This window comes from Wolbachia endosymbiont of Drosophila aff. chauvacae BK-2020 (assembly GCF_032848195.1).
GTDB classification, from domain to species: domain Bacteria; phylum Pseudomonadota; class Alphaproteobacteria; order Rickettsiales; family Anaplasmataceae; genus Wolbachia; species Wolbachia pipientis.
In genome coordinates, this window is the sequence record NZ_CP136586.1 from 1,133,648 (window position 1) to 1,147,908 (window position 14,261).

The 14,261-nt window shown below is 35.7% G+C and carries 12 protein-coding genes and 3 pseudogenes; 3 read left to right on the forward strand and 12 right to left on the reverse strand.

Annotated elements, in window-relative coordinates; all coding sequences use genetic code 11:
* Positions 1–30: 30 nt before the first annotated feature.
* From R0F62_RS05985 to R0F62_RS06020, 8 genes and pseudogenes are all read right to left on the reverse strand, one after another.
* Entirely contained in the window at positions 31–339 is a 309-nt protein-coding gene (locus tag R0F62_RS05985; protein ID WP_010082196.1) for a type II toxin-antitoxin system RelE family toxin, read from the reverse strand.
* Complete coding sequence (locus tag R0F62_RS05990) at positions 320–541, reverse strand: hypothetical protein (protein ID WP_010082195.1); 222 nt, start codon at positions 539–541, stop codon at positions 320–322. The genes R0F62_RS05985 and R0F62_RS05990 overlap by 20 nt, the downstream gene beginning before the upstream one ends.
* A gap of 200 nt (positions 542–741) precedes the next feature.
* Positions 742–1,155 carry a hypothetical protein gene (locus R0F62_RS05995; protein ID WP_010082194.1) on the reverse strand — a complete coding sequence of 138 codons (414 nt, stop codon included), beginning with the start codon at positions 1,153–1,155 and terminating at the stop codon, positions 742–744.
* Between the two features lie 45 nt (positions 1,156–1,200).
* Positions 1,201–1,422, reverse strand: coding sequence for a gpW family head-tail joining protein (locus R0F62_RS06000; protein ID WP_010082193.1), 222 nt, complete (start codon positions 1,420–1,422; stop codon positions 1,201–1,203).
* Positions 1,422–3,249: pseudogene (locus R0F62_RS06005) on the reverse strand (phage terminase large subunit family protein). Before R0F62_RS06005 ends, R0F62_RS06000 begins: the two are co-directional and overlap by 1 nt.
* A 169-nt stretch (positions 3,250–3,418) precedes the next feature.
* Positions 3,419–3,910: a MarR family transcriptional regulator gene (locus tag R0F62_RS06010; protein WP_010962472.1), complete on the reverse strand. Its 492-nt coding sequence runs from the start codon at positions 3,908–3,910 to the stop codon at positions 3,419–3,421.
* A gap of 16 nt (positions 3,911–3,926) precedes the next feature.
* The gene (locus tag R0F62_RS06015) at positions 3,927–5,156 is read right to left on the reverse strand and encodes a DNA modification methylase (RefSeq protein ID WP_317051368.1); all 1,230 of its coding nucleotides are present in this window, start codon (positions 5,154–5,156) and stop codon (positions 3,927–3,929) included.
* Positions 5,157–5,282: 126 nt separating this feature from the next.
* Positions 5,283–5,651: pseudogene (locus R0F62_RS06020) on the reverse strand (Holliday junction resolvase); the annotation flags it as partial.
* Between the two features lie 1,279 nt (positions 5,652–6,930).
* Here R0F62_RS06020 and R0F62_RS06030 point away from each other — a divergent pair.
* Positions 6,931–7,848, forward strand: a complete 918-nt coding sequence (locus R0F62_RS06030) for a virulence RhuM family protein (RefSeq protein ID WP_274979045.1) — start codon at positions 6,931–6,933, stop codon at positions 7,846–7,848.
* Here the strand turns inward: R0F62_RS06030 and R0F62_RS06850 are convergent.
* The 3 genes and pseudogenes from R0F62_RS06850 to wmk all read right to left on the reverse strand — a co-directional run.
* Positions 7,833–8,042: pseudogene (locus R0F62_RS06850) on the reverse strand (hypothetical protein); the annotation flags it as partial. The gene R0F62_RS06030 and the pseudogene R0F62_RS06850 sit on opposite strands and share 16 nt — an antisense overlap.
* A 100-nt stretch (positions 8,043–8,142) precedes the next feature.
* Complete coding sequence (locus R0F62_RS06035; RefSeq protein ID WP_006280787.1) at positions 8,143–8,799, reverse strand: JAB domain-containing protein; 657 nt, start codon at positions 8,797–8,799, stop codon at positions 8,143–8,145.
* A gap of 169 nt (positions 8,800–8,968) precedes the next feature.
* Positions 8,969–9,880, reverse strand: a complete 912-nt coding sequence (gene wmk, locus R0F62_RS06040; RefSeq protein WP_274979044.1) for a WO male-killing family protein Wmk — start codon at positions 9,878–9,880, stop codon at positions 8,969–8,971.
* 129 nt (positions 9,881–10,009) lie between these two features.
* Between wmk and R0F62_RS06045 the strand changes: the two genes are divergently transcribed.
* Both R0F62_RS06045 and R0F62_RS06050 read left to right on the forward strand, forming a co-directional pair.
* Complete coding sequence (locus tag R0F62_RS06045; RefSeq protein ID WP_010962719.1) at positions 10,010–10,906, forward strand: Rpn family recombination-promoting nuclease/putative transposase; 897 nt, start codon at positions 10,010–10,012, stop codon at positions 10,904–10,906.
* Entirely contained in the window at positions 10,907–11,446 is a 540-nt protein-coding gene (locus tag R0F62_RS06050; protein ID WP_010082266.1) for a pyrimidine dimer DNA glycosylase/endonuclease V, read from the forward strand.
* A gap of 572 nt (positions 11,447–12,018) precedes the next feature.
* On the opposite strand, the gene R0F62_RS06055 is transcribed toward R0F62_RS06050, so the two are convergent.
* Entirely contained in the window at positions 12,019–14,190 is a 2,172-nt protein-coding gene (locus tag R0F62_RS06055) for a TomO hydrophobic C-terminal domain-containing protein (RefSeq protein ID WP_317051369.1), read from the reverse strand.
* Between the last annotated feature and the right edge of the window lie 71 nt (positions 14,191–14,261).

Below are 14,261 nucleotides of genomic sequence, written 5' to 3' on the forward strand. Positions count from 1 at the left end.
TGCAAGAGATTCCTGCACAAATGTCTTTTCTTAATGTTTTAGTAGATCTAATATTGCCTGCTTGTAAATGTTGTCCCTGTGTCCTATTGAAACAATAGTTACTTTACGTTCTGCAGTATTTACACGATAGACGACACGATAATCATCAACTCTTATTCTTCTGTGTCCTTTTAATCTATTACGTAGCAATACACCATTACCAATGGGATCAGTTGCAAGATACTCTCTTATTGCATCTTTAATTTTTGGCTTTATAGCTTCTGGTAAGGAGGGCAAATTCCTTTTAAGAACATGCTTAAGGTATTTTATAGTGTACCGCTTATTTCCAGATGTCTTCACTATCCTCTACTTCTTCTGAATCGTCAGCATCAAGCTCCCTAACAATTTTGGAAAACGCAATGTCTTCTGCTTCAAGCTCAATTGCTTCTTTGATTAGCTTTTCTGTTAATTTTTGAACAGACTGCTTAGTTGCTTTAGCTAGTTCAATAAGATGCTGTGAAGTTTTTGGATTGAAGGTTACATTAACTCTTGAGTTTACCATATATTTAACCAAACCTAGATGTTACACTAATTATACAGTATCTCTTTTAATTTTTCAATAAGTATTTCTTTATACAATCCCTTTGTTCGTCGAAATCACAACTCTCCTCTTTACGTCCCGGATCTCCTTTAAATACTTAACAATTGGTTAACCAATTTCCTCAGCTTTTTTCCGTTAGGATAATTTTTTCCGCATTCAATTTAAACCATTAGATGTAGTCTCCCTGCCATAACATGCTCTATAGTAACGTCTGTTAAAAACGTACTCACTTGCTCATTAAAGCTTTCTCGATCATAAGGAATATCTTGTCTTCTACCCAATTCTTCTGATGTTCTTCCTCCAGCACTCCTAATAGCACCTTCTAATTCTCTAAATGCATTGTTATTTATTCTCGGCCTTTCATTTATTCTTGGATTATTACCTTGACTGTCAAACATAATTGCACAATCTAAAGCTGTAAACTGCCTGCCATCAAGAGTCATAATAGTATCATTAATGTGATCTTCTCCTAATTGATTGACAATCTCTAATGCCCTTGTATTACTACTCCCCAAAGAAATAGACCCCATTTCTTCAAGTAGTTCTCTTTGCAATCTTTCTACATTTCCTATCATGTTACCCCTATATTTATAAATTATCTAACGTACAGTATTACATTTTCACTTGTCAATTCCTTTATTCGTTGAAATAACAATCTTTCTCTTCACACCTGCAACTTTCAGCTCAGCTTTAATGCGTTGTCTTAAGCTCAAGAGGTCATTTATCTGCACTTCTCCGTACCTAACCACGTGATCGCCATATGCAATCGATACTACTCTTTCCCCGCTCTGTAGCTTCTTTATCGCTTCTTTTACTTGAGTTAAATATTCTTGGTTGTACATCAACTTTTCTCACTCAACCATTGACTCCTTCTCACTTTTTTTGACTTTTTAGCTTTTTCACCTACTCAACTCTCCCACTTACTCTCTGGCCAACGATCAATCCCCAGGGCAATAGACGCTGCTCTTGCGTAAACTCTGCAATCTAATACTTCATTTCGGTCTCTTATCTTTTGCCACTCTTGTTTGGTATATCCTTTTACTACTTTGGTAATTAGTTGCTCTGCGGTTAGCTGCTTAAAATATTCAGGTGGATATTCGGGAAAATGACAATATCCCGGCGCCCCTTCTGTTAAAACATTCAGCAACTGAAACAATTCTGACTTTAATATCGATACTCCAACTGGCCAGAGCTTTATTCCTCTTTTTAGCTTTTGTCCGCCAACTGTTACATCTACTCTACTTGGGCTGTTAAGCGGCACTAGGGCTTTGTTTACCCCTTTCACTGCCATTACTCTTCCCGATCCTTGATGACTTCTTACCCAATTGTATACCTCCTGTGTTGCATACCCAGCATCTACCGCCATCATACTTATCATGTATTCAAGCCCATTTTCACCGATAAAATGATGATTCAAGAGCTCTGACAGTTTCCCCCCATACTTCTCCACTTCCAGTATCACCTTCTAATACCTGATAGTCTATTGACCAACTCTCACGACCCATACCCCATGCTACTACTTCTGCTTCTAAGCGGTCTTTTTGTACATCAACCCCTGCCGTTAACACTATTTTTCCACCTTTTGGCACCATGCCTATCGGAAAATTTTCTCGACGCTCAAATAGTTGCTTCCAGTCTGGTACTTCTCCCTTATCTACCCAGGTTTCTCCGAGTGTTGTATTTATCCAAACTTTTAGTAATTGTTCATTTTCCTTTGCATGCAGATAATCTTCCACTGCTTGTTTCCAACTATACCAACCAACTGGGCTATACAAGCTCGATAAATGAAACCCTATTTTTGCCTCTTTTTTTCCCTCCTCCCTAGTTGCTCTCCATTCACCTCTAGCTAGCATCTCTGTTTTTTGATGGTTTTCTATTTTGCCGCTGCATTCTATACACACATAATGGGCTGTTGAGGGATCTTTATCTTTCCACTTTATCTGTGGCCATTTCAGCACCTGATAGTGATCACAATGTGGACAAGGTACAAAAAAGTATCGTTTGTCTGAACTCTCAAATTCCTTCTCTATTCTGCTTATTCCGTGAACCGTTGGTGTTGAAACTAAGAATATTTTTCTCCGCGTAAATGTATTAGTTCGGGCTATGCTGAGTAAAACTGGATCTCCTTCTCCTCCTGAATCTCCTGGATATGCATCTACTTCATCTAAAAAAAGATATCTTACCGGCATTGAACGTAAACCCACTGGACTGTTGGCACCTGTTACTACTACCGTTCCTCCGGGAAATTCCTTACTTTGTACAGTGTTGCCTGAATCTCTCGACCTTGGGTCTTTTATTTTACTCCTTAAACATGGCGTATCTTCAATGAGCGGCGCAAATCTTCCCTTTGACCAACGCTTGCCCATTTCTACTGTTGGCTGTACTACCAGCATAGGGCCTGGTGTTTGGTCGATTATATATCCTATCCAGTTATTCCCAGCTTCTGTTCCGCCTATCTGCGCTCCTTTCATGAATACCACTTTTTCGGCCGGTGAAGACGAAGATAGTGAATCCATTATTTCCTTAAGGTACGGCGTTCTCTCTGTTCTCCATTTCCCCGGCTCTGATGATGCTATCGTTGAAAGTTGACGATTTCTATCTGCCCACTCTGATACTTTGAGCAGTGGATCTGGCTTTAACCCTGTATAAAAGCTACTGCTATATATCATAATGCCATCTGCTGCAATTTTTATACTTTTACACAGCTCAGAGAAAAAGGTATTTTCCCTCTACAATAAGTATCTGCTGACGCTTTACTTAAAATCATTATTGCAACTAATATGTGAATTAGGCTCACCAAGGCGATAAGACGCTTTTTCAGTAATTTATATGTAGTCATTAAAATACACTTTGTGTCAGCTCTTCTAAAGCTGTTCTGATTTCCTCAGTCAGTGTCTCATGGATCTTCTCTGTGTCATTTATCGATGCTAGTAACGCTGAAACCCTATCTGGAATGTTAAGCAAATTATTACGGACAACTCTTGCAACATTAAATGCTTCAGTCTTTACTTCTTCTACTGAGATAAGTTCACCAATCTCAGCTTTTGCTTTTGCCTCGAGCAGTCTTCCCCGCTCCATCTCATTTTTTATCCGCGTTTTTAGCAACATCATGGAAAGTTTATTATTTCCCACTTCTTCACCTTCTGGATTTTTTCTCCTCAGTGGTTGACTTGGATCTCGTATTGCTGCCACCGCTTCATTTGCTTGTTCTCGGTCAATCAAACCATCCTCCAGCTCAACTATTCCTTTCTTTACTAAGTAACAGACGTATTGCTTTGAAACTCCTAGTTCTCTTGCCCATTCCGTCTGCGTGATTTTTCCTCCTTCCACTTTTTTCTCCCTTCTTTTACCGTTTTTCTTCTTGAATTTGGGCAAAGGTTTTGCCAGTATTGGGAAGTATCGCTTCTCTTCCCGTGTATACTTGCCAACGTTTTATGGTCACATCTACAAACGTAGGATCTAGCTCTATCGTTCTACAGATTCTTCCTGTCCTCTCACATGCAATCAACGTACTCCCAGACCCGCTAAATGGATCAAGAACTATGTCCCCTGGTCTACTGCTGTTTACTATCGCTCTCTCCATTAACTCCACTGGTTTCATCGTTGGGTGCAGTGAGTTGTACGTTGGCTTATCGTAAAACCAGAGATCACTTTGATTACGTCCTCCATGCCACTCACGCTTATTGCCATTTTTCCAACCGTAGAGTATTGTTTCGTATTGTCTTTGATAATCAGATCTTCCTAGCGTAAAATGATTCTTTGCCCAAATTATAAATGTCGACCAACGACCACCTGCTTCTTCAAATACCTTTTGCAGCGTTGCCAGCTCGGATGATGATACACAGATGTAAATTGCACCTTTGGTGTACGCTAAAACGTGAGAACAAATGTCATACAGAAAAAGTTCGTATTTTTCACCTTGATCATCGTTTAGTATTTTTTTGTCTTCTCTTTCCTGACTGTCACCATATGCTACGTTATACGGAGGGTCACACACGGTAATATCTGCCATTTTATCGTCTAATACCGCTTTAAATGATTCAACCAGACAACTATCACCACAGTAGATTCGATGACCACCTAAAATCCATAGATCCCCTGGTTTTGTTATTTTTACCTTTTTGCTATCACCGGCTAAGTCGGAAAAATCTTCTTTTTCACTGTTTTCTCCATCTAAATCATCAAGAAAACGTTGAACCTTTTCCAGCTCAAATCCAGTCATTTTTAGGTCAAACTGCAAATCTTCTAACTCTTGAATTTCCAACTTCAAAAGATCATCGTCCCACTTTGCCCAGTTAGCTGATTGATTTGCTAGTAACCGAAAAGCTTTGGTTTGGGCTTCACTTAAGTTATCACTGAGGACTACTGGAATACTTTCCATACCCAGTTTTCTTGCTGCTTTGAGGCGTAAATGACCATCAACCACAGTGCCATCGCTTTTTGCAACTATTGGAATACGAAACCCAAATTCCCGAATAGAGGCGCACATTCTGTTTACTACATCGTCATTCTTGCGAGGGTTGCGATCATATTCGACAAGATTTTCAATAGGATAGTAGTGTGTTGCTAAGTTCATATTAGTGTATTAAATTGCTATGTTTAAATTCTTAACAAAAAGTTAATAATTAAAAAACGTCTGACGCTGGAGAAGGTCTGGGGTTTCGCTCCCAAATCAGCCTTGCTGGCGGGAAGGACCCACTTCCTATGTGCTATCTAGCATGTTAAAATCTTTACTAAAATTATTAACATAGAACATCAACGCCAAAGCATCCCCCTCATTGTCATCTTGAGGAATAAACCCTTTTCCCTTCACAGCTTCAATAACTTCACTTTTACTTGCATTACCCTTACCGGTGATAAAGCGTTTTATCGTCTTGACAGGTACACCTTGATAAGGTATATTGTTTTCCTCGCACCAAGCTGTTAAATGAGCTAGAAAGCCTCCGTAGCAATGAGCAGCATCAGTTCCAAGGTGTCTTCTTACTTCTTCAAAATACACTGCTTCAATATCTGAAAATCTTTCCCTCATCTCATTGAGCCACCTACGAAAATTTAAGAAGTGCATTCCACCTGGCTTTGTTGCATCGCTAGCTATGATGGATTAAAGATAAAAAAGATAGGGAATATCAGTAGCTTATTATTCTGGTATTTATAACAAGAACGGTCAGTGAATACCTAAATTTGAGTAAAAGAAATTTCACTACCACTCACTAATCTGGCTAAAATTCAAGAATTTCAATGCTTTAGCTATTTTCAATAGAATTAAATTTATTAATATAAATAACAAATTACTATTCTTAAATTTGATCAGATTGATTGCAAAAAAACAAGATTTTCAATAGGTTGCTTATAATCCTAACTATAGTTAGCCTTTCATAAGTAGCGATGCAACAAAGCCATTCCACCTCCGCTGAAACGATTACCATGAAAACTTTCACTCCCACTTTGAATTACTCCATCTGTAAGAATAGCCCAGCCGGTTTGTTTGCCGAGGTCGAGTGTGAGGATTGACATTTGCTATTATTTAAAACTATAAGTAGCGCTAAATATCGTCTGGTTCCTTCAAAATACACTATGAATGGGTTTTTGTTGGCCAATGACAAGAATCTTATGCTACCTACCTTAGTTAGGACTTGGTATTATATATATTCACCGATTTTACAAAAACTGTTCACTTTTTTTTAATTTTTCTTTGCAAAGCGTAAAAAACGTGCTAAACTCACCTGTGAGTTTGCTATACAGTAATAGAATTGCTAAGAATGCCATTTATTCGAGTTCTAAGGGGTATTATATGCGTTCTTTGGTAATAGTAGTATTTGTACCCTAAAGTTGCATCTAGCCTTAAAACAAAGTTTTTACCTCATCTAAAAAAATACAAATTCTCAATTACGTAACTTACCAAAAGCCTAAATTTCTTTTGCTTCCTTCAATCTTTTCTACTCTGTTTATTTGCCGACTTTTGTGTTTGAAGCACATCTACACTCAATGCTCCTATACTCCGGATTTCTCACCACTTTTTCCGGGATTTTCTGAAAAAAAGTTAAAATAATTTGAATGCAGCTCAGAAATTAAAGAGAGCCTAAACTTTAAGAACCCGCTAAACGGAAGTCCGACCTCCTAGACACCTTACTATTTGAGTTGTTTCCATTTTGGAAATAACTGTTTACTGGAGCTGAGAGGAGGTCACATGAATTTTTGATAAAACAGATATTCCCCTCTATCCAGCTCATTAATAAGTTATAATAGCCCTCTAAAGACGTTTTAAAGAATTTAGTTGCAGTAGAGACAATTAATTGGTTAAATTCCTATTGATGATCAATGGTTTGTTTGTAAGTTATAGGAGATAGATAATGGATGAGAATAAGATTGTATTTTATACTACTCCAGGTGGAAATATAGAAATTGAAGTTTTATGCAGAGATGAAAATCTTTGGCTTACGCAAAAAAGGATGGCTGAATTATTTGATGTACAACTGCCAGCTATTAGTAAGCATATCAAGAACATATTTGAATCTGGTGAATTACAGGAAAAAGAAGTTGTTTCCACTTTTGAGGTAACCGCTGCAGACGGTAAAAATTACCCAACACAACTTTACAATTTAGATACAATTATAGCTGTTGGTTATCGAGTTAATTCTAAAAAAGCAACATTATTCAGAGTATGGGCTACAAAAGTTTTGAAGGATTTTATTATCAAAGGATTTGCTTTAGATAGTGAACGACTAAAAAACGGGAAAAAGTTTGGCAAAGACTACTTCAATGAATTACTTGAAAAAATCAGGGAAATACGAGCATCCGAACGTAGATTTTACCAGAAGATTACCGACATTTATGCCGAATGTTCTGCAGATTACGATCCAAATTCAGAAATAACAAAACAATTTTACGCAAAAGTACAAAACAAATTATATTGGGCAATTTATGGTTTAACTGCAGCAGAGTTGATATGTTCTCGGGTTGATCACAAAAAACCACATATGGGGCTAACTACATGGAAAGATGGTCCAGGTAAAAAAATTCACAAGAGTGATGTAAGTATTGCGAAAAATTACTTAACTGAAGAAGAACTAAGTGAACTAAACCACATTGTTTCGATGTATCTAGATTATGCAGAACTTCAAGCAAAAAAGAATCGGCTGATGAAAATGCAAGACTGGGCTGAAAAATTGGATGCATTTCTATTATTCAATGATTATGAAGTACTTAAAGATGCCGGTAAAGTTAGTGCTGAAGTTGCAAAAGCCCTGGCTGAAGGTTTTGTGCCATAAACATAGTCAAGGCTTTTCCCGTAGTTGATTTTGTTTTCGCGAATGTTTCTGCTAGGGGAGGCCTCCCGGTTTATCTCCTTCTGGTTATTAATTTTACTCACAAATTTAGACTGCTTTATATCAACGCCTTCAAGAGCACCAAATATTTTCTTGTGATTAACATTAGTCTTTTTATTCCGATCTTTACTAGTCATATAAACCTCATATTAAAAATACTTTTTAAGCGTACAATAAACTTTATACATCTTACTACTCATTATAAATTATAATGAGTAGATTTGCAAATACTTTCTACTATAACAATCCATTTTCTCGAAAGCTGAAATAGCCTCCACTTGTGATGATAATATGGTCAAACAATTTTACGCTTACAGTACTACATGCTGCTGCTAAGCTCTTCGTTACTGCTTGATCTTCTTCTGATGGCTCTAAGCTCCCTCCAGGATGGTTATGTGACATTATTATTGATGTTGCATTTTTCATTAATGCCTTTCTTGTAATTTCCTTTATGTATACTGGTGCTTTTTCCATTTCACCAATATAGGATTCTTCTCCAATTAGTTGACGCCTTTTATTCAAGTACAGTATTTTTACACATTCCCTTTCTGAGTGGCCTATACTTACGTTTAAGTACTCTACTATCCCTTGTAAGTCCATGATTGGCTCACTCTTAAGCTTTTCTTTCAGTACCCTTTCTAGTGTTTCCTTAACACACATAATCATTGCTACTGCAGAATCAGTTACTCCTTCTATAACTTTCAGGTCATCCATTTCTCTACCTAAAATCCTTCCTACTCCTGTATAAGTATTCACCAAATTTTTAGCAATTTCTTGAGCCTGTGGGCTTTCATGTACTGCACTTAGAAACGTTTCCATTATTTCACGATCAAGTAGTGCTTTGCCTTTGCTTTCTAATATTCTGAATTCGATTTCTTCTTTACTTTTATTCATATAATTTACCTTTCACTAACAACAAACTTTTTTTAGATATTTACTGCTGTTTTTTATCAGCATTGGCATAAAGCCATAGCTTTCGAGTGAAGTCAAATCAATTTCTCAATCTTTTTTACTTATTTTTTCATCCAAGAGTAAAGATATTAATATATACTGATTTTTTATTTTAAATCTGTTGAATTTCGCCTAAAGAGAGGCCTGTTATTTGCAAAATAATATCGGTAGAAATTCCTCCTTTCACTAAATCCTTTGCAATTTTCATCTTTTCTGCTCTTTTCACTTTTTCTTTGCAAATTTGTATGCTTTCAAACAGAGATTTTATTAGCGCATAGCGTAATTCTTGACTCTCAATTTTTTTGTATTCTTTTATTAAATCAGGTAGCTCACTTTCTACTATCTCATCTTCCTCTATGAGCAGATCTGTAATGCTAATTGATAATGTTTCTGCTATTGCATATAATTTTTCCAGTGGAATGGCCACACGTCCTTGCTCATAGTTGCTTATTTCATCACGTGTTGTATCCATTTTCTCAGCCAAATCCTTTTGAGTATACTCTCTCACTAGCCTCCATTCTTTTATCTTTTTTCCTATTTGGTAGTAGATAGAACCTGTTTTTTCTTCAACACACTCATTAGCAGAGAGGCCAATTGCTTGTGAAACAATATCAACAGAAATTCCTGCTTTAACCATACCCTTTGCAATTTTTACCTTCTCTGCTTTTTTACTACTTTTCTCACCAACTCGGGTAAATTTTGTTAGCAAGTAAAACACCTTGCGCAACTCTTGATCATTAATCGTTTTATATTTTCTTACTAGATTTAATATTTCCTCTTCTTCGTTTTTAAGGCAAATTTTTTCACTTGATACAGGAATAAGATCTATGATGCCAACCGATAACACTTCTGCTATAGCATACAATTTCTCAATCGAAATTTTACGTGTTCCTTTTTCATATTGTAGTACTACTTGATACGTTACGCCAATTTTTCCCGCTAAATCTTTTTGAGTATAACCTCGCTTTAACCTCCAGCTCCTTACTTTTTGTGCTATTTTGTACCTTATCGAGATATTTGCCATAAATATTATACAGGTTAATACTACCAAATAAAGATATACAAAAGGGATGCTTCTTTCTATGTTTGAATTTTAGTTGAATATTTCTTCACAATTGTGTATAATTATTAATGCTTTTTAAGTGGATTTCCTATGGCTCTTTCGAAGTTTCTCGATCCCAAGAATGATATATCGTTCAAGCGCATCTTTGGTACTGAAAAAAATAAAGATATCCTTATTCACTTTCTTAATGATATTCTCGGCTTTGCTGGAACAAATGCAATACAGGATATAGAGTTTTTAAGTACTATTCAAGATCCTGATATTGCTTCTAAAAAACAAAGCATTGTTGATGTTCTTTGTAGAGATAAAAATGGGCTGCAAGTGATAGTCGAAATGCAGGTCGCTAAAACTAAGGGCTTTGAAAAACGTGCTCAATACTATGCTGCTAAAGCCTATTCAAGACAGGCTGACAAAGGCGATCAATATCATGACCTTAAGGAAATTATCTTTATTGCTATAGCAGACTGTATTTTATTTCCTGATAAGTCTGAGTATAAGTCAAAGCATACCATTCGCGATGAAGATACTAATGAACATGATCTAAAAGATTTTTACTTTATATTTATTGAGTTGCCTAAATTTCCAAAAACCAAAGAAGATCAGCTTTCAAGTATTGTTGAGAAATGGGTCTACTTCTTTAAATATGCAGATGAGACTAGTGAAGAAGAGCTGGAAAAAATAATAGGTAGTGATCTAATAATTAAAAAGGCCTATGAAGAACTAAATAGGTTCAACTGGTCAGAAAAAGAATTTATTGCCTATGAACAGGAAATAAAACGTATTCTTGATGAACAGGCTGTCCTTGCTCAAAAACTTGATGATGCTACTGCAAAAGGCATCCTCATCGGACATGAAAAAGGCAGAAAAGAGAGGGAAATTGAAGTTGCAAAGAATCTACTTAAAGCAGGAGTTTCTATTGATATCATAGCTCAAACTACTGGTCTTACAGCTAATGAAATTAAAGACTTAAGCTCTTTGGATGTTTAGATGAACATCTTTGTACTAGATGAAAACCCAGAGATTGCGGCAAAAATGTTATGTGATAAGCATATAGTAAAAATGCTATTAGAAACTGCTCAGTTACTGAGTAATGTTTTTTCAATAGCATTAAAAGTGCCAAATCCTTTAGTCAGCATCACAGACCAGAATATAGAAGTTCCATATAAACTTACTCACAAAAACCACCCTTGTTCTCTATGGGCTAGACAATCCAAAGGGAACTTTTTCTGGTTAATAAAATACGGAAGGGAGCTGTGCAAAGAGTATACTTGGCGATATAAAAGAAAACATAGATCAGAAGAAGTTATAGATTGGTGTGATAGTAATAAGAATTTGCTTGTTTTTCAATCAACCGATATAAAGCCTTTTGTACAGGCGTTACCAGATCAATATAAGTCTAGTCATTCAGTAAAAGCTTACAGAGAGTACTACCTAAAAGAAAAGATGAGGTTTGCTAAGTGGGAAAAGGGTAGAGAAGTACCGGATTGGTTGCTAAGCAGAATCGTACGTCTGAAAAGCCGCAAATAAAAAGAACGCCTTAATTAGTAGAGAGGAAGGTGCATAAAAACTAAAACATCTTCTCACTTTAACTCTTAATTAGATTTGAGGTAAATCATTAAAATCTCCACTCTTTTAACTGAGTCTGATAAAATTTAAAAACGGCAGTTTATTGAATACTTTACATGATTAAACCATTAAAACTCTTCAATTTTACTGAATTGATGGTAATTTCAAGGTATTTGCTGCTCAAATTTAGATACATGCTAATTTCTCTATTATAAATACTTAAATTATAAACTATTTACTCTTTAATTTTGGTTATTAGTACTGCGATCCAGAGGTATTCCAACATCACTCACTTCAGAAGAGCAAAGTACTCTGATAATCTGGAATTTCAAAGTAAGGTCTCGATATTACTTCTTTTATAACCTAACGAAAATCTGAGTTCAGAACATAAAACCAGTCCCTTAATATAACTACTTTGCTGTTCCCTTACTATCATTTACAAAGAAGCCCTTATATTTTTCTACTAAATCTGGTCTTTTCTTCATCTATATCTCCTTCTACACCTAGAACTCTATTCGCCAATTCCCTATTCTCTAGAGAAATAAGTAATGCTCTATATCACCGTCAGAAATTAATCTGCCGCACCGAGAACTGATAGACCTTTTTATCTTTCCCATTATCTCTTTTCTTGGGGTGAGTAAAACAATATATTTTTCCACATAGTTATAAGCTGGGAACCATAAAAACAGCTTCATGATCAGCCATTTTAAAGTTCGATCAAGTTCAATATTCCTAAGCGTTGTACTTGCCTTATATGAACAATAACATCCCAATGTAAGGAAAGTTAATGCAGTCAAAGCAAGTGAAGTAGATATTCCTAAATGAGACATTTTTAAACTTGTGCCAACAGCAAATACTCCAGATAATATAAGAGAAGCAGAGGCATAAATTATTTGCTTTCTACTCTGAGCTCTTGCTTCTGAGAATTGAGATTTTACTGCTGAACTTTGTTCAGAGACTCGAGATAGGTTGCTAGTCCTTTTACTATAACCTTGTTTTACATTAACACCCACAGACTCAGTGGCAACTTTTGAATCCATCTCATCCTGGATTGATATATCAATATTTTCCGGCTGTTCATTAGCTAGAATAAGCTCATCATGCAAATTTTTTACAGAGCAAAAATGTGAGGGATCGATACTAAAGCTTTCTTCAATGCCTTCTAATCGTTTATTCTCTTCCTTTAATCGTTCTATATTTCCTCGTAATATACTATTTTCTAATAGCAATTCCTCACATTGTTTCCCTTTTGCATCTATCTCTTGTTCCAGCTTTACTAGTTTAATTTCATAGTCTTTACATAACTCAGCTTTTCCTTCCGGTATATCTGCATCCTCCACTTGTATACACGAATCTTCGGTTTCTCTTTTTGTCTTTTCCGCTCTTAACAAATACTCATAATCATCTTCTAACCCATTTATTTTTTGCATTAATCGTTGATTGTTCTCATTCAGCCCATTTATAACTTCCTGCATCTTTTCTTTTTTATTAAATAGCAATTCCTTTTCTTCTTTCGCTGTAGCAAGTTTTTCCTTAAGTTCATCATTTTCTGCTAGAAAATCTTTATTCTCTTTTTCAAGTTTATCTACTTTTTTCTCTAACTCTTGAACACTGTTATCTAAGGATTCATTCATCTTTTCCAATCCCTTCAATTTTTGTTCAAGATACATGCTTTTAGAATCACTTTGTGGTAATCTTGTACCAATATCTACGAGAATTTCTCCTACAAAATCCATAAACTTTTTGAAATGTCTCTCATGAACTATCACTTCTTCACTTAGTGTAGTATTACCCAGCTTTTCCACAATTTCTTGGATTTTTTTTAAACTATTGGATAATAGCTCCATTCGTTCAACAATTTTAGTTACTTCACTTACGTTCAATTCATCACTCAGATCTGCATTACTAGTATAATTCTCACCAGTGGTAACTAGGTTAGATGGATTGGCAGGTTTAATCTGGGTACTCGTATCAACAGAAGCTCCAAATGGCATAAACAGTTCACTTCGGCTGCTCTTAATCGATCTACCTAGTGAAGGTATATCACTATTATAAAGTGTTCTATCACCACTAGAGGCAACTTGCTCTTGTCTATAATTTGTAGAAGTTCCTGTTGGACTAGTACCATTTTTCTGATCTTCTCTACTGCTTTCATTCGTAAAGCGCTTCACTCCCATTACCCTCCTAACATTCTCTCCAAGTTCTTCTCTTTCGATTATAATACGAGATTCATTTTTTTCATAGTTAATTTTATCATATAATTGTTCACATTCTTTGTAGGACAATATTGGTTGTAGCGTCTTCTTCTTTACTTCTTCATCGTAGAAAGCTCTCAGCTTATCATTTGATAATATTGCTATAGCTTCTTTTACATCAGGATGCAATTGAGAATGCCCATTTTTGCATGAATGAACACGGTTCAGTAGAAAAATCTTAACAGAGTGTTGCTTGTATTCCATAATTTCCTCTAATGTAATCCCCATAACTTTTTCTTGTGATTCTATGTATCCTAGAGCTTCTTCAAAGTCTTGTCTGTTAGAGGTGAGAGGTTGAGCTTTTTTTAACTTTTTGATCTCACTATCTTTTGGATGCACACCATTAACTTCAATAACAGGGATAACACTTGCAGAGTCAATCGCATTTAACACAATACTACAATCATCTTGATTTTTTAGGAAAGCTTTTAGCTGTTTTTTAAAGTTCAATAAATTACTTAATTTATCTTCATTAGTTTTAGATTTTTTGATTTGATCATAAACGTTTCTGGCTGCTTGGT